Origin of the sequence: Lentzea waywayandensis (assembly GCF_900115955.1) — a bacterium.
Taxonomy (GTDB): Bacteria; Actinomycetota; Actinomycetes; order Mycobacteriales; family Pseudonocardiaceae; genus Lentzea; species Lentzea waywayandensis.
In genome coordinates, this window is the sequence record NZ_FOYL01000003.1 from 255077 (window position 1) to 276680 (window position 21604).

At 68.3% G+C, this 21604-nt stretch carries 24 protein-coding genes; 7 read left to right on the forward strand and 17 right to left on the reverse strand.

Annotated elements, in window-relative coordinates:
- Window positions 1-18 precede the first annotated feature (18 nt).
- On the forward strand, window positions 19-762 hold the full coding sequence (locus tag BM417_RS11905) for an MIP/aquaporin family protein (RefSeq protein ID WP_177320391.1): 744 nt from the start codon (window positions 19-21) through the stop codon (window positions 760-762).
- A gap of 13 nt (window positions 763-775) precedes the next feature.
- Window positions 776-2284 (forward strand): glycerol kinase GlpK, encoded by a 1509-nt coding sequence (glpK, locus tag BM417_RS11910; RefSeq protein ID WP_093591701.1) that lies wholly within the window; start codon window positions 776-778, stop codon window positions 2282-2284.
- A 242-nt stretch (window positions 2285-2526) separates the two neighbouring features.
- On the opposite strand, the gene BM417_RS11915 is transcribed toward glpK, so the two are convergent.
- The 4 genes from BM417_RS11915 to BM417_RS11930 form a co-directional block, all read right to left on the reverse strand.
- Complete coding sequence (locus BM417_RS11915; RefSeq protein ID WP_177320392.1) at window positions 2527-3063, reverse strand: sortase domain-containing protein; 537 nt, start codon at window positions 3061-3063, stop codon at window positions 2527-2529.
- A gap of 76 nt (window positions 3064-3139) precedes the next feature.
- Window positions 3140-3835, reverse strand: coding sequence for a hypothetical protein (locus BM417_RS11920; RefSeq protein WP_093591707.1), 696 nt, complete (start codon window positions 3833-3835; stop codon window positions 3140-3142).
- 30 nt (window positions 3836-3865) lie between these two features.
- Window positions 3866-4453, reverse strand: coding sequence for a class F sortase (locus BM417_RS11925; protein ID WP_093591710.1), 588 nt, complete (start codon window positions 4451-4453; stop codon window positions 3866-3868).
- Window positions 4454-4581: 128 nt separating this feature from the next.
- Window positions 4582-5985: an NAD(P)H-quinone dehydrogenase gene (locus BM417_RS11930; RefSeq protein WP_093591712.1), complete on the reverse strand. Its 1404-nt coding sequence runs from the start codon at window positions 5983-5985 to the stop codon at window positions 4582-4584.
- A 109-nt stretch (window positions 5986-6094) separates the two neighbouring features.
- Between BM417_RS11930 and BM417_RS11935 the strand changes: the two genes are divergently transcribed.
- On the forward strand, window positions 6095-6544 hold the full coding sequence (locus BM417_RS11935; protein ID WP_030478530.1) for a gamma-glutamylcyclotransferase family protein: 450 nt from the start codon (window positions 6095-6097) through the stop codon (window positions 6542-6544).
- 195 nt (window positions 6545-6739) lie between these two features.
- On the opposite strand, the gene BM417_RS11940 is transcribed toward BM417_RS11935, so the two are convergent.
- The 8 genes from BM417_RS11940 to BM417_RS11975 all read right to left on the reverse strand — a co-directional run bounded on the left by BM417_RS11940 (window position 6740) and on the right by BM417_RS11975 (window position 13439).
- A complete protein-coding gene (locus BM417_RS11940) occupies window positions 6740-7546 on the reverse strand; it encodes an ESX secretion-associated protein EspG (RefSeq protein WP_093591715.1) in 807 nt (268 codons plus the stop codon).
- Window positions 7546-8745, reverse strand: a complete 1200-nt coding sequence (locus BM417_RS11945; RefSeq protein WP_093593569.1) for a PPE domain-containing protein — start codon at window positions 8743-8745, stop codon at window positions 7546-7548. Before BM417_RS11945 ends, BM417_RS11940 begins: the two co-directional genes overlap by 1 nt.
- A gap of 2 nt (window positions 8746-8747) precedes the next feature.
- Window positions 8748-9113, reverse strand: coding sequence for a transcriptional regulator (locus BM417_RS11950; protein WP_093591718.1), 366 nt, complete (start codon window positions 9111-9113; stop codon window positions 8748-8750).
- Between the two features lie 97 nt (window positions 9114-9210).
- On the reverse strand, window positions 9211-9795 hold the full coding sequence (locus tag BM417_RS11955; protein WP_245821868.1) for a DUF3558 domain-containing protein: 585 nt from the start codon (window positions 9793-9795) through the stop codon (window positions 9211-9213).
- Between the two features lie 6 nt (window positions 9796-9801).
- The gene (locus BM417_RS11960; protein WP_177320393.1) at window positions 9802-10368 is read right to left on the reverse strand and encodes a GNAT family N-acetyltransferase; all 567 of its coding nucleotides are present in this window, start codon (window positions 10366-10368) and stop codon (window positions 9802-9804) included.
- 9 nt (window positions 10369-10377) lie between these two features.
- Window positions 10378-11127 (reverse strand): HAD-IA family hydrolase, encoded by a 750-nt coding sequence (locus BM417_RS49145; RefSeq protein ID WP_143138613.1) that lies wholly within the window; start codon window positions 11125-11127, stop codon window positions 10378-10380.
- 5 nt (window positions 11128-11132) lie between these two features.
- Window positions 11133-11519, reverse strand: a complete 387-nt coding sequence (locus BM417_RS11970; RefSeq protein ID WP_093591727.1) for a DUF1707 SHOCT-like domain-containing protein — start codon at window positions 11517-11519, stop codon at window positions 11133-11135.
- Between the two features lie 153 nt (window positions 11520-11672).
- Window positions 11673-13439, reverse strand: a complete 1767-nt coding sequence (locus BM417_RS11975) for an acetyl/propionyl/methylcrotonyl-CoA carboxylase subunit alpha (protein WP_093591731.1) — start codon at window positions 13437-13439, stop codon at window positions 11673-11675.
- Between the two features lie 134 nt (window positions 13440-13573).
- Here BM417_RS11975 and BM417_RS11980 point away from each other — a divergent pair, with 134 nt between their 5' ends.
- A complete protein-coding gene (locus BM417_RS11980; protein ID WP_093591734.1) occupies window positions 13574-14230 on the forward strand; it encodes a hypothetical protein in 657 nt (218 codons plus the stop codon).
- Here BM417_RS11980 and BM417_RS11985 read toward each other — a convergent pair.
- The 3 genes from BM417_RS11985 to BM417_RS11995 all read right to left on the reverse strand — a co-directional run bounded on the left by BM417_RS11985 (window position 14227) and on the right by BM417_RS11995 (window position 17668).
- Window positions 14227-15513 (reverse strand): dicarboxylate/amino acid:cation symporter, encoded by a 1287-nt coding sequence (locus BM417_RS11985; protein ID WP_093591737.1) that lies wholly within the window; start codon window positions 15511-15513, stop codon window positions 14227-14229. The genes BM417_RS11980 and BM417_RS11985 overlap by 4 nt on opposite strands.
- A 183-nt stretch (window positions 15514-15696) precedes the next feature.
- Window positions 15697-16296, reverse strand: coding sequence for a Maf family protein (locus BM417_RS11990; protein ID WP_093591740.1), 600 nt, complete (start codon window positions 16294-16296; stop codon window positions 15697-15699).
- Window positions 16256-17668 (reverse strand): MFS transporter, encoded by a 1413-nt coding sequence (locus tag BM417_RS11995; protein WP_245821869.1) that lies wholly within the window; start codon window positions 17666-17668, stop codon window positions 16256-16258. Before BM417_RS11995 ends, BM417_RS11990 begins: the two co-directional genes overlap by 41 nt.
- 77 nt (window positions 17669-17745) lie before the next feature.
- Here BM417_RS11995 and BM417_RS12000 point away from each other — a divergent pair, with 77 nt between their 5' ends.
- The 3 genes from BM417_RS12000 to BM417_RS12010 all read left to right on the forward strand — a co-directional run bounded on the left by BM417_RS12000 (window position 17746) and on the right by BM417_RS12010 (window position 19589).
- Window positions 17746-18132, forward strand: coding sequence for a hypothetical protein (locus tag BM417_RS12000; protein ID WP_093591743.1), 387 nt, complete (start codon window positions 17746-17748; stop codon window positions 18130-18132).
- Window positions 18133-18384: 252 nt separating this feature from the next.
- Complete coding sequence (locus BM417_RS12005) at window positions 18385-19257, forward strand: hypothetical protein (RefSeq protein ID WP_143138614.1); 873 nt, start codon at window positions 18385-18387, stop codon at window positions 19255-19257.
- Complete coding sequence (locus BM417_RS12010) at window positions 19254-19589, forward strand: hypothetical protein (protein ID WP_093591749.1); 336 nt, start codon at window positions 19254-19256, stop codon at window positions 19587-19589. The genes BM417_RS12005 and BM417_RS12010 overlap by 4 nt, the downstream gene beginning before the upstream one ends.
- Before the next feature lie 63 nt (window positions 19590-19652).
- Here the strand turns inward: BM417_RS12010 and BM417_RS12015 are convergent, their stop codons facing one another.
- Both BM417_RS12015 and BM417_RS12020 read right to left on the reverse strand, forming a co-directional pair.
- Entirely contained in the window at window positions 19653-19874 is a 222-nt protein-coding gene (locus tag BM417_RS12015) for an acyl-CoA carboxylase subunit epsilon (protein WP_093591752.1), read from the reverse strand.
- The gene (locus tag BM417_RS12020; protein ID WP_093591754.1) at window positions 19871-21517 is read right to left on the reverse strand and encodes an acyl-CoA carboxylase subunit beta; all 1647 of its coding nucleotides are present in this window, start codon (window positions 21515-21517) and stop codon (window positions 19871-19873) included. The genes BM417_RS12015 and BM417_RS12020 overlap by 4 nt, the downstream gene beginning before the upstream one ends.
- Window positions 21518-21604 lie beyond the last annotated feature (87 nt).

Sequence of the window (21604 nt, forward strand, 5' to 3'; positions counted from 1 at the left end):
AACGAGTGGAGGTCGACGATGAGCGCAGGCTCGATCTTCGTCTGGGAGATGCTGGGGACAGCGGTCCTCATCCTCCTGGGTACCGGTGTCGTCGCGAACCAGGTGCTCAAGAACACCCTCGGAAACAGCACGGGATTCCTGTTCGTCAACGTCGGCTGGGCCTTCGCGGTCTTCACCGGCGCCAGCATCGCCAACCCGAGTCAGGCTCATCTCAACCCCGCTGTGACGCTGGGACTCGCGATCGCGGACAAGACGCCGTGGGGCGACGTGCCCTTCTACGTCCTCGGGCAGATGGTCGGCGCGATCATCGGTGCGATGCTCTGCTGGGCCACCTACAAGCTGCAGTTCGACACGCACGACGAACCGCAGAACACGCTCGGCATCTTCTCCACCGGCCCGACCGTGCCGAACGCGCCGTGGAACCTCGTCTCCGAGATCATCGGCACGTTCGTGCTCGTCGCGTGGATCCTGCTGTCGCCGGCCGCGAAGGAGTCGGTGGACGGCGTGCCGACGTTCGGCAACTCGGCGCTCGGGTACGCGGGTGTCGCGTTCGTCGTGCTGGTGATCGGTACGTCGCTCGGTGGCCCGACCGGCTACGCCATCAACCCGGCGCGCGACCTCGGTCCGCGCATCGCCTACGCGTTCCTCATGCCGATCCGCAACAAGGGCAACGCCAACTGGGGCTATTCGTGGGTCCCCGTCGTCGGCCCGCTAGTGGGTGGCGCGCTCGCCGCGCTGCTCTTCCTGGTTCTCCCGGTCTGAAAGGACTTCTCGCATGACGCAGTACGTGGCCGCGATCGACCAGGGCACCACGTCGACCCGGTGCATGATCTTCGACCACTCCGGGCGGGTGGTCTCGGTCGATCAGAAGGAGCACGAGCAGATCTTCCCCAAGGCGGGGTGGGTCGAGCACGACCCGAAGGAGGTCTGGCAGAACACCCGCCAGGTCGCCGCGGGCGCGCTCGCGAAAGCCGATCTGTCCACTTCGGACATCGCTGCCGTCGGCATCACCAACCAGCGTGAGACCGCGCTGGTGTGGGACAAGAACACCGGTGAACCCGTCTACAACGCCATCGTCTGGCAGGACACGCGCACCGACAAGATCGTTCAGGAGCTGGGCGCGCTGGGCGGTGGCCAGGAGCGTTACCGCCAGAAGGTCGGCCTGCCGCTGGCGACCTACTTCTCCGGGCCCAAGGTCCGCTGGATCCTCGACAACGTCGAAGGCGCGCGGGAGAGGGCCGAAGCCGGCGACCTGCTGTTCGGCAACATGGACACGTGGGTGCTGTGGAACATGACCGGCGGGGTGGACGGCGGCGTGCACGTCACCGACCCGACGAACGCGTCGCGCACCATGCTGATGGACCTCGACACGTTGCAGTGGGACTCGTCGATCGCTTCCGACATGGGCATTCCGATGTCGATGCTGCCGGAGATCCGTTCCTCGTCGGAGGTCTACGGCCAGGTGCGCGAACGCGGCGCGCTGGCCGGGGTGCCGATCGCGGGCATCCTCGGCGACCAGCAGGCGGCGACGTTCGGCCAGGCCTGCCTGTCGCCCGGCGAGGCCAAGAACACCTACGGCACCGGCAACTTCATGCTGCTCAACACCGGTACCGAGAAGGTGATGAGCGAGAACGGGTTGCTCACCACCGTCTGCTACAAGATCGGTGAGGCCCCCGCGGTCTACGCCCTGGAGGGCTCGATCGCGGTCACCGGCTCGCTGGTGCAGTGGCTGCGCGACAACCTCGGCATGATCTCCAGCGCGGCCGAGATCGAGGAGTTCGCGAAGACCGTCGACGACAACGGCGGCGCGTACTTCGTGCCGGCGTTCTCCGGCCTGTTCGCTCCGTACTGGCGTTCCGACGCCCGCGGCGCGATCGTGGGTCTCACGAGGTTCGTCAACAAGGGCCACCTCGCGCGGGCCGTGCTGGAGGCGACGGCCTTCCAGACGCGGGAGGTGCTCGACGCGATGAACGCCGACTCGGGCGTCGACCTGACCGCGTTGAAGGTCGACGGCGGCATGGTCGTGAACGAGCTGCTGATGCAGTTCCAGGCGGACATCCTCGGCGTGCCGGTGATCAGGCCGGTCGTCGCGGAGACGACCGCGCTGGGCGCCGCCTACGCGGCCGGTCTCGCGGTCGGGTTCTGGAAGACCGAGGACGAGATCCGCGAGAACTGGGCGCAGGACAAGCAGTGGGAGCCGCAGATGGACGAGTCCCGCCGCGCGTCCGAGTACGCCAACTGGAAGAAGGCCGTGACCAAGACCTTCGACTGGGTTGAGGACTGATTTTTTGGTCGCTGTGTTTTTTGGTCGCTGCTTCGCAGACTCCGGCTCGTTCGCCGGGAAGCTGGTCGTCCGTCCGCCGCTTCGCCCCGATTGGGCTTCGCCGAATCGAGACGAAGAGGCGAACGGACGACCAGCGCGAACTCGCGAACCCCGCGAACTCGCGAACTCGCGAACCCTCGGGCTCGCGGGCGGTTACCGGGCTGAAGCCGGCCGCCCCTTCGTCCTGATCGGGCTTCGTCGAATCACGACGAAGGGGCTGCGTGCACGATCACGTTGTCGCGGGTGCCACACGTGATCAGTCGCAGCCCCTGCTCGTCCTTGTCCCGCGCCACGGCCTCCGCGAAGAAGTCGTCGCGGATGATCCTCTCCGTGCGGGTCACGGTGAAGCGGGCGACCGAACCGTCCTTCTTGGACACTTCGACGACGTCGCCCGTCAGCAGGTCGTTCAGCCGGAAGTAGACGCCTCTGGCCTTGTTGCTCTCGATCCGGCCGACGATGATCCACTGCTGCGGTTGCGTTTGGTACCAACCGGCCTGCATGCCCTCGTTGGCGGGCGGCATCTGGACGACGCCCTGCTGGTCGAGGCCGAGTGCGACCAAGGACGACCGCACGCCGATCCGCTCGATCCGAAGCTCCATCGGGTCGGAGTTGCCGAGCGGTGACACCACCGGCGGCGGCGCGCTGTCGCTCGTCGCCGCCGACGGCTTCGGTGCAGGTCCCTGCGAACAGGCGGTGGCCAGTACCACAGACAGCACCGCGATCAAGACACGAGTCCCCACGAATCCATTGACGCACATCTCGTGGCTTAGTTGCGCGTCCGATCGGGACAGAACCGAAATGTGATCAACTTCTTGATCACGCGGTCGCGCCACCACCGGTCTGCGGGGCACCCTTCGGCTTCACGATCGGAGACTTGGCCGACTTGGCCGCCGCCTTGGGCTTGTCCGCGACCGCCTGCGCGGGAGCCTTCGCGGTGACCACGAACTCCACCTGCACCTGCTTGCCGCCACAGGTCATCTCGGCCTGGTAGGTGCCGGCCTGGTCGACGACCTTGCCGTTGCCGATGCGAAGGTTCACCGACTCGTGCTCCAGCTTGATCGGGGCGGTGAAGCCGGGCGAGGTCGCGACCTCGCCGCAGTCCGACTGCTTGGTCTTCATCACACTGATGTCGCCGCCCGCCTCGACCTCGGTCTTGTCGAGCGTGAACTTGTCACGCGGAGCCGCGACCGTGAACGCCCTGGTGACCTTCTCGCCCTTGCAGGTCAGTTCGGCGGTGTAGGAGCCGGGGACGAAGCTGGCGTTGGCCTCGGCGACATACGTCTTCGGGCCCCCGACCAGGAAGTCGGACGAGTACCAGTTGATGAAGCCGTTCGAGTACGCCTTGCCCTCGCACCTGGCGCTGACGTCGTAGGAGATGGTGATGTAGTCACCGGGGGCGTACTCGGTCTTGTCGAGCTGGAAGCCGTCGGACGACTGGGCGTTGGCGAACGGCGCGAACGTGAGCGCGGCGGCGACGGCCGCCAGACCGGCTGCAGCCTTGATGATGTTCATTTTTGTTGTCCCCCATTGGATTTCTGATGTTCAGACGAGAGTTGCGTAGACGATGACGTTGTCCCGGTAACTGCGCGCGGCGTGGTCGTAGCTGCCCCCGCAGGTGATCAGCCGCAGTTCGGGCACGTCGGTGTCGCCGTAGACGGCCTCCGTGGGGAAGCTGTCCTTGGCGATCTGTTCCTTCTTGCGTACGCGGAACTTCGCCGTGGTGCCGTCCTTTCTGGACACCACGACCTCGTCGCCGGCGACGAGTTCCTTGAGGCGGAAGAAGATTCCCGGCTGCTTGTTGCCGTCGACGTGACCGAGGACGACCGCGGGTCCCGCTTCTCCCGGTGTGCGGGCGAGGCGGTACCAGCCCGCTTGCATCGGCTGGTCGACCGGCGGGACCTCGACCGTCTCGTCGGCGTTGAGCCCCAGGGGCACCAACGACGACACGGCGTTGATCTTCGGGATGCGGATCTCGGCCGGCTCCGACGGTGGCATGCCCTCTGCCGCAGGCGAAGATGCCGTTGACGAGGCGCCGGCCGGTGGTGCCGGTGGTTCGGCCACCTGAGGGGCACACGAACCGAGAAGCGCTGCTGCCGTCAGTGCGACGGCAGCAGCGAACGAACGCTTCATCTTTCCCCCCAGGCGATCTGCTTCCGGCTTGCAGAACGAAGTAAATCCGTTCCGCCTGCAGATCCGCTGCAAGCGTCTGCAAGTCGCCTGTAGGGCGCAGAAGTCCTGGTGAGAAGTTCAGTCGTGCGTCAGTCCAGGTCGTCGTGACGCATGAGCTGGCGGCCGGCCTCGGTGATCGAGCCGGACAGCGACGGGTAGACCGAGAAGGTCGTCGCGAGGTGCTCGACGGTGAGCTGGTTCTGCACGGCGAGCGCGATCGGCAGGATGAGCTCGCTCGCGTTCGGCGCGACGACCACACCACCGATGACGACGCCGGTCGCCGGGCGGCAGAAGAGCTTCACGAAGCCGCGGCGCAGACCCTCCATCTTGGCGCGGGGGTTCGTGGCGAGCGGCAGCATGATCGTGCGCGCGGGCACCTCGCCCGAGTCGATCGCCTGCTGGCTGATGCCGACGCTGGCGATCTCCGGGTTGGTGAAGACGTTCGCGGCGACGGTCTTGAGCTTGATCGGGCTGACGCCCTCACCCAGCGCGTGCCACATCGCGATGCGGCCCTGCATGGCGGCGACGGACGCGAGCAGCAGCACGCCGGTGCAGTCGCCGGCCGCGTAGACGCCGCTGACGTTGGTCCGGCTGACTCGGTCGACGGGGATGTACCCGCCACGCCCGAGCTCGATACCGATCTTGTCGAGGCCGATGTCGGTCGTGTTCGGCACCGAACCGACGGTCATCAGGGCGTGCGATGCCTCGATCGTGCGACCGTCTTCCAGGTGGATCAGAACGCCGTCGCCGGTGTTCTCGACCTTGTCCGCGCGGGCGTGCTTGACGACGGCCGTGCCGCGCTCGGCGAACACGTCCTCCAGCACCGCGGCCGCGTCGGCGTCCTCGTGCGGCAGGACGCGGTCCCGGCTGGAGACCATCGTCACCTTCACACCCATCTCGGTGTAGGCGCTGGCGAACTCGACACCGGTGACGCCGGAACCGATCACCGCGAGGTGTTCGGGCAGCTCAGGCAGGTCGTAGATCTGCCGCCAGGTGAGAATCCGCTTGCCGTCGGGCTCCGCGCCCTGCAACACGCGCGGCGTCGCACCGGTTGCGATGAGCACCACATCGGCGTTGAGGATCTCGTCGGTGCCGTCCGCGCCGGTCGCCACGACCTGGTGCTGGGCGAGCCCGCGCGAGTCGTCGACGAACTTCGCGCGCCCGTTGATCAGCCGCACGCCCTCCCGCTGGAGGCGTGCGCGCACGTCCGCTGACTGGGCCAGCGCGAGGCCCTTCACCCGTCCGTGTACGACCGGCAGGTCGACCGTCGCGAGCTCGTTGTGGGTCTGAATGCCCAGCTCACCGGCGTTGCGGAAGGCACTGCGCGCGCCCGCCGAAGCGATGAAGGTCTTGGACGGCACGCAGTCGTACAGCACGCACGCGCCACCGGCTCCGTCGTTCTCGACGACGGTCACGTCGGCGCCGTGCTGCGCAGCGACCAGGGCTGCTTCGTAACCTGCGGGTCCGCCGCCGATGATGACGATGCGGGTCACGATCAGTTCCCTTCTGCGTGCTTGCTGGGCGGCTCAACCGTACGCGTTGACCGAATCGACCGTGTCGTCAGTACCGAAAGGTGATCGCCGGGTCGCTACGCTGTCGGACGTGCCGCTCTATGCCGCGTACGGGTCGAACATGGATCCGAACCAGATGATGGAGCGAGCCCCGTACTCCCCGCTCGCGGGGACCGGCTGGCTCGTTGGATGGCGCATGACGTTCGGTGGCGAGGACCTCGGCTGGGAGGGTGCCCTCGCGACGATCGTCGAGGAGCCAGACCACCAGACGTTCTGCGTGCTCTACGACGTGTCGCCACGCGATGAGTCGCGGCTGGACCGGTGGGAGGGTGCGCTCGGCCTGTACAAGAAGATCCGGTTGCGGGTGCAGACCCTCGAGGGGTCCGTGGTCGCCTGGCTCTACGTGCTGGACGCCTACGAGGGCGGGCTGCCGTCCGCCCGCTACATCGGGGTGGTCGCCGACGCGGCGGAAGCCGCCGGGGCGCCCGACGACTACGTGAACGACCTGCGGACCCGGCCCTGCCAGGGCATCGGTCCCTAGCGGCGCGACCCAGAACGTTGGCTGGGCAATTCACGCTCAGCAGGGCACCTCGTCGTACCGCCCCCCACGCCCACGTACAAACCAGTACGAGGACGTGGGGGCGGTACGACGATGCACCCGTCTGACCGCGAATTCGCCCGGCAACGTTCTGGGCCACGCCACTAGATCTCGCGCTGACGGCTCCTGCCCCAGCGGTCAGGAGCCGGCCGCCTCCGCCAGCAGTTCCACCAGGTGGTGGTGCATGCGCCGGTAGTCGACCGGGGTGATGGTCGACCACGGCGCCTGACCGGCCGTGGCGCGGCGCATCTGCAGGTAGCGGCCCTTTGGCGTGTCGTAGAACGCGACCACGCGGTCCGGGCGGACGCGCTTGCCCCACTTGTCGCGGGCCGCGGCGCCGAACTGGCCCCGGTTCGAGGCGTCGCGGACCATTTCGGCCAGCGTGTGGGCGTCGTCGGCGCGCAACGTCGCACTCAGCGCGGCCTCCAGGTCCTCCGGAGTCGCCGCTGAGGCCGCCGCTCCGTCCAGGTCGGCCGACGGCAGGGTGATGGAGTGGCCCTCGCCCGCCGGAGCGGTGGGCAGGGCGGTGAGCGCCTCGCGCGGGAGGCCGTCGGCTTCCGCCGGGCGCAGGATCAGCTGGGTGCCGTCGAGGATCGCCAGCACACCCGCCTGGCCCTTGCCCGCGGCGAGCACCCGGAGGCTGCGCTCGTGCAGCCACATCCGGGCGTCGATCTCCTGCTGCGGGCGGTTCAGGACGTGCAGCAGGTCTTCCAGGGTCGGGTCCAGGGAACGCGGGCCGCCGAGGCCTCTGGCGCCGAGCTGCAGCCAGACCTGGTCCTCGATGGCGCGCCGTTCCTCGGTGGTCTTGCCCGGTGAGGGGACCTTCAGGACGAGCGGCATCGTCTCCAGGCCCAGGTGCTCCCAGAGGACGTCGAACTCCAGCGTGGAGATGATCACCGGGTCGCGCGTGTCGCTCATCCCGACGTCCAAGCCGAACAGAGTCATCAGTCGGTCGTGCTCTCCCCGATGACGGGCAACGTGTAGCTGCCCACGCCGTAGATGTCGTCGCGCTCGCGGAGGTAGTCGGCGGCCTTGTGCTCCAAGTCCTCCTCTTCCTCGCCCTTGCGTCCACCGCCCATCCCGCCGAACGGGTCGAACGACTGCGGCATCGGCACGGCCCTGCGGTGGACCTGGTCGCCGTTGTTCGCGGCACCGACCGTGCCCATCGGACCCATGGCGGAACCCGCCGCGTTCGCGACACCGGCGGCGTGGCCCTGGTTCATGACCGTGCCCATGGCGGCACCGGAGGCCGCGGTCGCGCCGTCCTCCATCTGCTTCACCTCGGTGCCGGCGGACGATCCCGAACGGCTGGAGGTGCGCTGGCCCGCCAGGCCGACACCCGCGGTGCCCGTGCCACCAGGACCGGTGGTGGTCGCCGTGACCGAGCTCTGCGAGCCCTTGACGGCGGGAGTCGTGCTGGTTCCCGTGCTGGACGTGCGCGTCGTGGAGCCCGGCGCGGGCGTGCCCCCGCGAGGCGGTGGAGCAACGGTGCCGCGCGTGCCCGTCGAGGTGCGGCCGCGCGTCGCGCTGCCGCCGGTGCCGTTCGGGCCGACACCCCAGACGGCGGCCGTGCCCACCTGGGCGCCACCGCCGTGCACGGGGCCGGAGCCGCTGATCTGGAGCTGCGGCGGCTGGGTGAACTGGCCGAGGGTCGAGGTGTTCGCGGTCGTGGACGACGCGTAGGTGGACATGACCTCACGGGCGCGGCGCTCGGCGGCGTCCTGGGCCGCCTCCTGCTTCTCGTGGTCGGTCTGGCCGCCGAAGAGGTGGGTGATGCCGGTGACGAGGGCACCCGGCTGCTCCGCGGTCACGCTGACCGGCGCCGGCATGTCCGCGCGGGCCTTCGAGACGTACCCGGCCTGGAGTTCGGCCGAGTAGCGCATGACGTCCGAGCCGGTGCGCGCGCTGTCCGCCCAGGCGGCGATGGGGTTCAGGCCGGCCTGCGCCATGTCGGCGGCCCTGCCCTGCCACTTCGCGCCCGAGAGAGCGATGCCGGAGTGCAGGTCGTCGTTGATCTCGGTCAGCGCGGCCGACACGCCCTGCCAGCGTTCCATCGACGCGAACGACGCGGAAGCGCCCGGACCTGCGTGAATGCGCTCGTACAGCTCTTTGTGGCTGTAGCCCTGCCAGCGGTGATCTGCCATGGTCAGCACCCGCTCTTGTTCATCATGCCGGTGTTGTCGCCCTCGACCACGTTGTACTGCCGTTCGATCTGGTTGAGGTTGTCCATCGCGGTCTTGAGCTGCCGCTGGTAGTTCAGCAGGGCCTGCAGAGCCGAGTCACCGTCCGCGATCGAGCGGTCGTTGAACTTCTCCGCGGCCTCCTGGCTGACCGGGTCACCCGCCCACGGGCGCACGCGGAACTCGGTGATCGCCATCTCGATCTGCTTGTCCAGCTTGATCAGGGCGGCCGAGAACGTGTTGCGCAACGCCGGGATCGCCTCTGGCTCCACGTTCAGCTCGTGCGAAGCGGGCGGCGAGGAGTCGGCCCCGCTGCGTCCCCCTGGCGGCATGGTGAAACCTCCGGCGGTTGTACCTACAAGCGCTTGGACACTCTAACCACCGAAGGTAACGCTGGGGAGTGCGATCAGTGACATCCGCCCGAGTGGGTCAGCGCTTCTGGAGCAAACTGGCCATCGCCGCCTCTGCCACGCGCTGGGCGCCGAGGCAAAGATGATCTTGTTGCACGGCAGTGGAATTGCCGCCGTCGCGGAACATGACGTCGAGGAACTGCCCATCGGCGACGTCTATCTCCACATTGCAGACGTCGTGCACGTCGGGTGTGCGGACAGTAATCGCCGCGAATCCCTCGATCGCGCTCACCGTGTAGTCCACCTGAGCGTTCTCCGAGAGCCACACGTCCGCGCCCGAGGCGAGCACGAGTGCGATCCTCGCCACATTGCCGCTCGTCGTGCTGCGGATCGTGCACGCCCGCGCGCTGCCGAAGCTCGGCTCGACGTATGCGCTGGGCGGGTTGTCGAGGCTCAGCGCCATGCGCTGGTCGGCGGTCAGCACCGCGCAGGGGTCCACCCTGTCGAGCGGCACCGCGCGCGGCCGTTGCGGGAAGTCAAGCTGCGAGGGCGTCGTCGTGGGCGACGGAGGAGGGGGAGGCGGGGTGGTCAGCGAACTCTGCTGGGGCGCCGCCGTGCACCCGGCGAGCGCCATCGCGACGATGAGGAGCCCCGTGGTCCGCATGGCCGGTCACCGTAGCTGCTCTGGGAAGGGGTCCGACGCCAGCCGTGACCACAACAACTGGTCTTCGCGCTGATCATCGACGATCGCCTCCTCGCGAAGACGACCCTCCAGAGTGAATCCGCACTTCTCCGCGACCCGCTGCGACGCCGTGTTCGACACCGCGTGCCGGTACGTGATCCGGTGCATCTCCATCGCGCCGTAGACCCAGCCGAGCACGGAGTTCAGCGCGGCCGGCAGCACGCCCTTGCCGCGGTGCTTCGGCTGGCTCCAGCACATCACCTCGGCGGACTTGAGGTGGTGGTCGACGTTGTGGATGACGATCCCGGCCATCACCTCGGCGGTGACGGCCTCGCACACCGCCCACGACCACCGGTAGTCCTTCTCCCAGCCGTCGGTCAGCAGCAGGACGAGCGTCTCCGCGGAGGGGGCGCCGTCTGCGGTCAGGCGGGGCATGTACCGCTTGGTCTCCGCGTCCGCGAAGGCCTCGGCCAGCGCCGGCACGTCGTCGATGCGGTCGTCGCCGCGGAAGGCGCGCAGGTAGTACTCGCCCGCGTTGATCTCAACTGGCTCCACGGCCAGAGGCTAACCGTCGCTCGTGAAACCGTCGTGCCGCTCCGCCAGGTCGTCGAGTTCGGGCCGGTGCGCGGACGCCGGAAGGCCGTCCGGCGCGGTGGTCAGCTCGACCACCCAGTCCACGTCCTCGGCGTCGTCCTCGCCCGCCAGCATGTCCCTGTGCACGGCGCACGGACCCCAGCCGGCCTCCAGCAACTCCGTCGCCAGCTCCTCGGCCTCGTCGCGGTCCGGCAGGATCAGCAGCACGGTCGGCGGGATCAGCTCCCGCACGGCCAGGGCCGTCCGCAACGCCGCCGTGTCCGGCACGTGCACGCCGTCCAGCCCCGCCGCCGTCGCCGCGGCCGCGTTCTCCGCGGTGTCGTCGCAGAAGACCGCCGTCGGGTAGCCGAGCTCGTCCAGCACCCTGCGGTAGATCGCGGGATCCGGCTTCGCGAGGCCGAGCCGGGACGAGTTGAAGACCGCGTCGAACTCGGCGTCGAGGCCGAGCAGCGCCAGATCCGCCTCCAGCTGCGTGGTCGCGTTGGACAGCAACGCCACGAAGCACTGCCGCCGCGCCACCCGGACCAGTGCCAGCGCCTCGGGGATCACCTCGCCGGGGGTGGCCGCGAAGTCCGGCCCGACCGCGTGGCGCCACTGCTCGTCGGAGATCTCCCCGGTGACGGCGCGGAGCAGCAGCGACGGCTCGAAAGCTCTCTCGGCGAGCTCTGCCGGCATCGGCGGGAAGCGGCGCACCACGCCGTCGAGATCGAGCAACAGCAAGGGTTTCAGCGTCGGCGTCCGTTCCACTGGCCCCACAGGATCGCCACGGCGGGGATGAGCAGGAAGATCAACGGGTTCTTGACGAAGGCGAAGAACAGGATCGCCACGGCCACGCCCACCACGGGAACGACCGCGCCCTCCCAGCGGCGCGCGGGCGCCTTGTAAGGCTCGTTGAACATCGGCACGGGCGCGACGAACTGCGGCCGCGGATCGGGAAGGTCGTAGAACAACGCCATCAGCTCGCCGCGGGTCTTCGCGGTGGTGATCTTCGCGGACCGGTCGCCGTACTCGTTGATGTCGATGCGGCCCGCGCTCATGTGCTCACCGAGCACCTGCAACGCCTGCTGACGCTCGGTGTCACCGATGCGGATGTCCCTGCTCGGGTCGCTCACGTACCAATCGTAGGTGAGCGACCCGGCCGGTCAGTCCTTCAGCGGGCAGATCACAGCCCGCCGCCGCGGTCCACCGTGAGTGTCAGACCCCCTGAGTACGTTGGGACGCGGGGGAGCCACCGCCCAGGGGGACCCTTGCGCGAGCCTGCGAACTCAGTCCTTCAGCTCGCAGATCACGGTGCCCTGGGTGATCGGGTCGCCCGCGGCGGCCGCGAGACCCGTCACCGTGCCGGCCTTGTGCGCCGTCACCGGGTTCTCCATCTTCATGGCCTCCAGCACCACGATCAGGTCGCCCGCCTCGACGGTCTGCCCGTCCTCGACGGCCACCTTCACGATCGTGCCCTGCATCGGCGCCGCCACCGCGTCACCCGACACGGCCGCCGAACCACCACCGGCGCGCTTCGACTTGGGCTTCTTCGCAGCGGCGGCAGCGGGACGTGACCCGACGGCGAGATCGCCCGGCAGCGACACCTCCAGGCGACGCCCACCGACCTCGACCACCACGGTCTGACGCGGCGTCGCTTCCTCGGCCGCGTCGGCAGCACCCGCGAACGGCGCGATCTGGTTGTCGAACTCCGTCTCGATCCACCGCGTGTGCACGGTGAAACCCTCGGGCTTCTCGGCGGTGAACGCCGCGTCCCGCACGATCACGCGGTGGAACGGCAGCACCGTCGCCATGCCGTCGACGACCATCTCGTCCAACGCACGCCGCGCACGCGCCAGGGCCTCCTCGCGGTTCTCGCCGGTCACGATCAGCTTGGCCAGCAACGAGTCGAACTGCCCGCCGATCACCGAACCCGACTCGACACCGGCGTCGACGCGGACACCGGGACCGGACGGCGCGATGAACGTCGTCACCGTGCCCGGCGCGGGCAGGAAGCCACGACCGGCGTCCTCCCCGTTGATCCGGAACTCGATCGAGTGCGCGCGCGGCGCCGGGTCCTCGGTGAACCGCAGCTTCTCGCCGGCCGCGATCCGGAACTGCTCGCGCACCAGGTCGAGGCCCGTCGTCTCCTCCGACACCGGGTGTTCGACCTGAAGGCGCGTGTTGACCTCCAGGAACGAGATCGACCCGTCCAGCCCGACGAGGTACTCGACGGTGCCGGCGCCGTGGTAGCCGGCCTCCAGGCAGATCGCACGCGCCGAGGAGTGGATCGTGGCGCGCTGCTCGTCGGTCAGGAATGGCGCGGGCGCCTCCTCGACCAGCTTCTGGTGGCGGCGCTGCAACGAGCAGTCGCGCGTGCCGACGACGATCACGTTGCCGTGGGTGTCGGCGAGGACCTGCGCCTCGACGTGGCGCGGCTTGTCCAGGTAGCGCTCGACGAAGCACTCGCCGCGGCCGAACGCCGTGACGGCCTCGCGGACCGCGGAGTCGAACAGTTCGGGAATCTCCTCCATCGTGCGCGCGACCTTCAGGCCACGGCCGCCACCGCCGAACGCCGCCTTGATCGCGACCGGCAGGCCGTGCTCGGAGGCGAACGCGATGATCTCGTCCGGTCCGTTGACCGGGTCCTTGGTGCCGGGCACCAGCGGCGCGCCCGCGCGCATCGCGATGTGCCGCGCGGTCACCTTGTCACCGAGGTCGCGGATGGCTTGGGGGGTCGGGCCGATCCAGACCAGACCGGCGTCGATCACGGCCTGCGCGAACTCCGCGTTCTCGGACAGGAAGCCGTAACCGGGGTGCACGGAGTCGGCCCCGGACTGCGCGGCGGCCGCCAGCACCTTCTCGAACGACAGGTAGCTCTCGCCGGGAGTGTTGCCGCCCAGTGCGAACGCCTCGTCGGCGAGCCGCACGAACGGCGCGTCGCGGTCGGGTTCGGCGTAGACGGCGACGCTCGTCAGACCGGCGTCACGGCAGGCGCGGATGACCCGGACGGCGATCTCACCGCGGTTCGCGATGAGGACCTTGCGCAGCGACACGGCGTCGTACCTCCTGCTGGACCGGTTAATTACGGCTCTGGCTGGTGCCGCAGTCTACGGAAATCGACGAACTCCGAGAGGGAGAGACGGCTCACTTCACATCAATCGTGAGCCCATCGGCCACAATCTGCGATGTGGGTGGAACCAGGTCGGTGCAGGTGATCGCCGTCGTCGCTGCCGTGGTCTTCGTCGCGGGGCTGACCTTCGCCTATTTCCAACGGCCCGACAGCACCGATTCAGGTCAATCCGGCACCGACCCCGGAATGCGCTGCGGTACCACCGTCTGCCAGGTCGTCATCGGCAAATCGGTCGGCAAGGACCTCGTGGAGCTGCTCGCCGGAACCGGCGGCGGGCGGATCAGGGTGACCGGCGAGTCGGGCCCGTACATCTTCGAGATGACCATCGCCGAGTCCGGCGCGACGGTGACCGCCGAGTCGCTGGAGTGCCGGGCGGCGGCGATCAGCGTGTGCCTGGTGCGCGGGGACGGCGGCGGCAAGGTGCTCGGTGAGGTGCTGTTCCGCAAGGACGGCACGTGGTCGCGCGCGCAGGCCGCCTACCTGTCCAACGCGGGGTACCTCGGGCTGCACGACGTCAACGAGGACGGCACCGCGGACATCGTCTCGGCCCAGCGCGCCTGCGACGGCCAGTGCAACGACGCGTTCGTCCAGGTGTTCTCGGCCCTCGGCGCGAACGTCGGCTGTACGACGCCGGCACCGGCGCGGGAGCAGCTTCCAGGCTGGCCCGCACCGGTGCCGAAGTTGTCGCAACTACGTCCGTGCGCCGATTCCTAGGCGTTGACGAGGTCCTTCTCGGCCGGAGCGGCGGGCTCCTCGATCAGGTTCTCGCTGCGCGCCACCAGCACCGGCACGGTGATCTGACCGGCCACGTTGGTCGCGGTGCGCATCATGTCGAGGATCGGGTCGATCGCGTAGACCACGGCCACACCGGTCGCGATCACGGCCGGCGGCAGGCCGACGACGCTCAGCGTCAGGGTGAGCATCGTGTACCAGCCGGTCGTTCCGGCCGTGGCCAGAGCGCCGAACACGGCCACGAGCACGATACCGGCGTACTGCCACACCGAGAGCTGGATGCCGAACAGGTTCGCGATGAAGATCGTCGCGATGGCCGGGTAGACCGCGGCGCACCCGTCCATCTTGGTCGTGGTGCCCAGCGGCACGGCGAAGTTCGCGTACTCCTGCGGGACGCCGAGGTCGGTGGCGGCCTTGCGGGACAACGGAAGCGTGGCGCCGGAGGACCGCGACACGAACGCGAACTGGATCGCCGTGCCCGCCTTGCGGAAGAACTCGACCGGCGAGGTCTTGCCGACGAACTTCAGCAGGATCGGGTAGACGACGAACAGCACGAGCGCGGAACCGGCGTACACGGCCAGGATCAACGAGAACAGCGGCTTCACGAACGCGTTGCCGTAGGACGCGACGGCGTTGCCGATGAGGCCGAAGATGCCGATCGGCGCCAGCAGGATGATCCAGCCGACGACCTTCTGGATGATCTCGAAGAACGACTTCACGAGGTTCGTGAACGGCGCGGCCTTGTCACCGAGCGCGTAGGCGGCGAAGCCGACCAGCACCGCGATGAACACGACCTGGAGCACGTCGCCCTCGGTGAACGAGCTGAAGATGTTGGTGGGCACCAGGTTGTCGAGCAGCGCCTGCCACGAACCGGAAGCGCGCTTGGCGAGCTTGTCGACGGCACCGGCGGCGGGTTCGATCTGCACGCCCTGGCCGAGCCGCAGGACCGAGGCGACCGCGATGCCGATCAGCACCGCGATGAACGACGTGGTGGCGAACCACAGGAACGTCTTGCCGCCGAGACGGGCGGCGGTGCGGCCGCCGCCGAGGTTCCGCAGCGACGCGATGCCGACGACGATCGCGGTGAAGACGAGCGGGATCACGGTGAGCTGCAGCAGCGCCGTGAAGGTGGAGCCGATCTTGGCGAGGACGGGCGCGAGCCACGTGCCCTTGCCGAGCCAGCCGGCCAGCGCGCCGAGGACGAGCGCGCCGAGAACTGTCAGTCCGAAGACCTTGGGCTTGCGGTATGTCTGAACGAGCGACACTGGAACATCTCCTGGGCAGGGATGAGCGAAAGGGGGCGTCGGAAGCGATTAGCTCCGACAGCCCGTGCTCGTCCTGCGTGCCAGGTCGATGTTCCTGCGACGCGTCAAGTACTCGTTCACCGCTAGCCCTCAACGCCGGCGTTGAGGGCAGTCTTCCTCGATCAGGTGAACTGTGACCAGCGTCTACCAGAGTGTGGACACGGAGACACCCACCTGGCTGAGCAGCCTTCGGGTGAGCGGCAGGCTGATGCCGATGACGGACGTGTGGTCGCCGTCGATGCCGTCGATGAACCAGCCGCCACGCCCGTCGATCGTGAAGCCGCCGGCGACGTGCAACGGTTCGCCCGTCGCGATGTACGCCTCCATCTCCTCCTCCGACGGCGTGCCGAACCGCACGGTGGTCGACTCGGCGGCCGAGGCACGGCCCGTGATCTCTCCCGCCGCGACCCGCAGCACGGTGTGCCCGGTGATCAACGCGCCGCTCTTGCCCGCCACCCGCCGCCACCGCTCCAGCGCGATCTCGGGCGTGCCGGGCTTGCCGACGAGTTCTCCCTCGAACAGCAGCATCGAGTCGCAGCCGACGACCACGCAGTCGTCGTCGTGCTCGATCGCCTCGGCCTTGGCCGCGGACAGCACGACGACGGTCTCCTCCGGCGTCGGGTTGTCGAGCGACGCGATCAGCGCGTCCTCGTCGACACCGGAGACGCGGACGACGGGTTCGATGCCCGCGGACCGCAGGACGTTAAGACGGGCGGGTGACTGGGAGGCCAGGATCAGACGCACGAGCGGAGTCTGTCACGCCTGCTGGAGCGGCGATCTGGCGAAAGGCGAACGCGGCGACGAGCCCGACCGCGATCGCCGCGAGCAGCAGGTAGAACGCCGCCCGCACGGCCGAGGTGAAGTCACCGGTGGCCGCCAGCACGATCTGCAGCACGGCCGCGGTCGCCGCGCTGCCCAGCACGTTCCCGAACTGCCGCGAGGTGTTGTAGATGCCGGATCCCGCGCCCAGCAGCGACCGGTCGAGAGAGCGCGTGGAGATGTTCGTCAGTGGCGAGTAGACGAGCCCCATGCCGGTGCCCAGCGCGAGCATCGACGGCAGCAGCACCCACTGCGGCCCGTCCCCGAGCAGGAACGTCATGGCGCCGATGCCCAGCGCCATCAGGATGAATCCGGTGATCGGCAGGTACTTGGCGTCGGCGCGGTTCGACAGCCGTCCCGCGAAGATCGCCACCACGCCGGACATCAGCGACGCGGGTGCCGTGACCAGGCCGGTCATCAGCGGCGACAGCTTCGGCACGGTCTGGAGGAAGAGCGCCAGCGGCACGAACACACCGGTCACGGTGATGCCGATCATGATGTTCGCGACGTTGCCGAGCGAGAAGTTGCGGTTGCGGAAGATCCTGAGAGGCATCAACGGCTCGGGGTTGCGCGCCGAGCCCTGCCACAGCACGAACAGCACGAGGATCAGCACCCCGGCCCCGATGACCTCGGCGATCGTCAGCGGCCCCGCGACCCGGCCCCACCGGTAGTGCTCGCCGTTCTGGATGCCGAACACCAGCAGTCCCAGTCCCAGGCAGCACAGCACGACGCCGAGCACGTCGAACCTCGGCGCCCGGTTCGGCCGCAGGTCGGGCACCCAGAGGTACAGCAGCACCAGCGCGAGCACGCCGATGGGGAGGTTCACGAAGAAGATCCACTCCCAGCCCAGGTGCGTGACCAGCACGCCGCCGAGCAACGGCCCGGAGATCGTCGCGAGCCCGGCCACCGACCCCCACATGCCGAGCGCCGCGCCCCGCTTGTTCGCCGGGAACAGGTGCGTGATGAACGCCATCGTCTGCGGCGTCATGGCCGCGGCACCCAGCCCCTGGAAGACGCGCGCCGTGATCAGCGCCTCGGCGCTGGTGGCGAGCCCGCAGGCCAGCGACGCCGCCACGAACAGCACGAGCCCGATGCCGTAGAGCCGCTTGGGCCCGTACCGGTCACCCAGCCGCCCGGTCAGCAGCAACGGCACCGCGAACGCGAGCAGGTAGGCGCTGACGACCCAGATGACGTCGTTCAGGGAGGCGTTCAGGTCGGTGATCATCGACGGCAGCGCGACGTTGACGATGGTCGTGTCCAGCAGCGTCATGAAGAAGCCGATGCACAGCGCGTACACGGTCCGCCAGTTCTCACGGTCCGTCCGAGTAGTACTACTGATGCGCGATCACCTCTTCAGTCGGCACTCTCGGCAGAGTGAAGCGCTGGGTGCTTGTCCTCACCGAACGCGGTTCCGATCGCGAAGGCAAGCGCAGACGGATCGCGGCACTGCTCGTCGTGCTCGGCGGCCTCATTGGATCGTGGGGCGTTGGAAGCGTGCTCGCGAGTGACCCGATCGGCTATGGAGTGCCCATCTGGCCGTTCGCCGACACCGCCGACCGCGCGGAGCACGCACTGCTCACGCAGGTCGTGCCCGCGGTGCGTTCCGGCTCGCCGCTCAACCACGCCGGGGTGCAGGTGCTGCGTCAGACGTCCGCGTACGGCAGCGCGTTCTGGACGCTGAAGATGCAGGTCGACGGCGAGACTCGTTGTCGCGAGGTCGCCGTCGGCCTGAACATCACCAGTCGACGAGTCGACTGCTGATGAGGGCCGAGTCCCGCTGGGTGTCTCGGCGCCTGACAAAGCTGTGAGAAAATTGCAGTGTCGCAGGGGCCGGGGACTGGGAAACACGATCCTGGCCGCCTCGGCACCAGCACATGATCGGTGTCCCAGTGGTCTCCCAATCCGGTCTCCCATGACGACATGCCAGCGGCATGCACATACTGGCACCTGACAGAGCACTCATCAACCGCTTATCCGCTTGGTCGCAGCGTCTGACGGATCTACCTTGTCCTCATGCAAGCAACAACACCCTTTGACCCGTTCGAGGGCATTGAGGATCTGCCAGAGCCGAGCCCGGCTGAGACACGCGCCGCCCTGCTGAAGAAGGCGAAACGAGGCTTCGTCCCGCTCCGCAAGGAGTTCGTCCAGAAGCGGCGGGGGGAACGGAGTGGGAGTCGAGGGTCGGTGCTGGCCGAGTTCATCACCAATCGACAGCGGCGTGCGCTCGACGCCCTCCTGCTCCTGCACGGACTCTGGCCGGTCGTCGAGGACGAGCCTCTGGACATCCGGACCTGGGCGCGGCTTCTGTCGGTCTCGGATTCGTGTACTCCGAACGCGGCGAGCAAGGCGTTCGCCGTCTTGGACGAGTTCGGGCTTGTGAAGCGAGAACATGAAGGACGACGCACAATCGTCAGTCCCCTCATCGAGACCGGTAGCGGTGAGCCCTGGGTTCGTGCCGGCGAGAATCCTGATGAAGGCGGACCCGGCTTCTTCGTTCTGCCTCACGACTACTGGGTGTCGGGCCTGAGCGACCGACTCTCGTTGCCGGGCAAGGCGATGCTGCTCGTGCTGCTCCACGACACGCAGAGCCCCGACGCCCGCACCTTCACCGTGCCGCTCGAGCGGATGGCCCTGTACTACGGGTTCAGCGAGCGGACCGCCGAGCGTGGCTACCGTGAGCTCGAAAAGGCGGGGATCCTGCTGAAACGGGTCCAGAAGATCGTCGACCACCGGCACCCGGCCGGCAGGCGAGAAGTCCATCACCGTGCGTTGGCGAGTCCGTTCAGCACGCATGACCGGATGGTCCTGCAAGGCAAGACCAGGAGAGCGGTCCGGAACAAGGCAGCGAAGGCACAGGCGGCCGAGGCTCTTGGTGGTGTGAAGTGAGGCCGCGGGCGGACGGGGCCCCAGATGGGACCCCGCCCCATGACCAGGCCCGCGGCAACGGGCGGTCAAGTGGGCCGAACACCAACTATCCCCAGGTCACCGAGGAAGTAGAGCAGCAGCCCACGAGCACGATACCCATCGACTCACAGTCACTGCAGGACGCGCAGGACCCCGTCGCGGGGCCGTTGGCCGTGATCGTGGTGGCGGTGCTGGACTTCTTCCGCCCCACGATCTTCGGCAACTCGTGGACTCCGTGGCTGCGTGCGGCGTTCGCGGTCGTGGTGTTGACAGGTGCATTTGTCGCGGTTGCTTGGGCGGTGCAGCAGGCGTAGTCGTTGCGGAACTCGAGGAGATCAAGCCTTGGCCGCTAGGGGACTGTTCAAGGCTTGATCTTCTTAGCCGGGAAAACCGGAGGCGCGCCACGCGCCCGGTCCGTGCTGCGACGGCCGGCGAACCCGGCGTGCCGGGTTCGCCCACTCGGAGCGTTGCTTCGGCTTCTCCTCCACGGGCGCGGCCGAAGCCAGCCCGGCGATGACCGCGGTCAGCGCGGCCAACTGGTAGTCGTCCGGCGTGCCCTTGACGACCTTCAGCAGCGGCTTTTCCTCCGGCGCGGTCACAGCGGGATGTTCCCGTGCTTCTTGGGCGGCAGCGTCTCCCGCTTGTCCCGCATCATCAACAGCGCCCGCGCCACGTAACCGCGGGTGTACGACGGCGGGATCACCGAGTCGACGTAGCCGCGCTCGGCGGCGACGTACGGGTTGCACAGCGCGTCCTCGTACTCCTGCTGGAGCTTAGCGCGCAGTGCGTCGACGTCCTCGCCGTTGGCAGCCGCCGCCGCGAGAGTCTTGCGGTGCACGATGTTCGCCGCACCCGAAGCGCCCATGACGGCGATCTGCGCGGTCGGCCACGCGAGGTTGATGTCGGCACCGAGGTGCTTGGAGCCCATGACGTCGTACGCGCCGCCGTACGCCTTGCGCGTGATCACGGTGACCAGAGGAACCGTGGCCTCGGCGTAGGCGTAGATCAGCTTGGCGCCGCGCCGGATGATGCCGTTCCACTCCTGGTCGGTGCCGGGCAGGAAGCCGGGCACGTCGACGAACGTCAGCACCGGGATGTTGAACGCGTCGCAGGTGCGCACGAACCGCGCGGCCTTCTCGGACGCGTCGATGTCGAGACAGCCGGCGAACTGGGTGGGCTGGTTCGCGACGACGCCGACGGAGTGGCCGTCCACGCGGCCGAAGCCGACGAGGATGTTCGGCGCGAACAACGGCTGCACTTCGAGGAAGTCGCCCTCGTCGAGCACGCGGTTGATGACCTCGTGCATGTCGTACGGCTGGTTCGCGGAGTCCGGGATGAGCGTGTCGAGCTCGCGGTCGTCGTCCGTGATCGAGTCGGAGATCGACCCCTCGGCCAGCGTGCCCTCGAAGGCGGGCGAGTCCGAGAGGTTGTTGGACGGCAGGTAGCTCAGGAGCTCCTTGACGTACGCGATCGCGTCTTCCTCGTCGTTGCCGAGGTAGTGCGCGTTGCCGGACTTGGTGTTGTGCGTGCGACCGCCACCGAGCTCTTCCATCGTCACGTCTTCGCCGGTGACGGTCTTGATGACGTCTGGGCCGGTGATGAACATGTGCGAGGTCTGGTCGACCATCACGACGAAGTCGGTCAGCGCGGGGGAGTAGACGTGGCCGCCCGCGTTCGAGCCCATGATCAGCGAGATCTGCGGGATCACGCCGGAGGCCTTGACGTTGCGGGAGAAGATCTCGCCGTAGAGGCCAAGCGAGACGACACCCTCCTGGATGCGCGCGCCGCCGCCCTCGTTGATGCCGACGATCGGACGGCCCGTCTTGATCGCCAGATCCATGATCTTGACGATCTTCTCGCCGTAGACCTCGCCGAGCGAACCGCCGAAGACCGTGACGTCCTGGGAGAACACGCACACCGGACGGCCGTCGACGGTGCCGTAGCCCGTCACGACGCCGTCGCCGTACGGGCGGTTGCGCTCCTGGCCGAAGTTCGTGGAGCGGTGCCGTGCGAGCTCGTCCAGTTCGACGAACGAACCGGGGTCGAGCAGGAGGTCGATGCGCTCGCGGGCTGTCTTCTTGCCCTTCGCGTGCTGTTTTTCGACCGCGCGTTCCGAGCCGGCGTGAACCGCCTCGTCGTTGCGTCGGTAGAGGTCAACGAGCTTGCCCGCGGTGGTGTGGACGTCCGGGGCGCCTGAAGCGCCGGTGGGGACGTGCCCGATCGGCTCGGTCGCACTGCTCATGGGCTCGCAGCCTAACGAGACCATTGCTGAACTGCCCCGTGCAGTTGTCCAGGTCACGGCAACCTGTTGGCAATCTCTGATCGCACG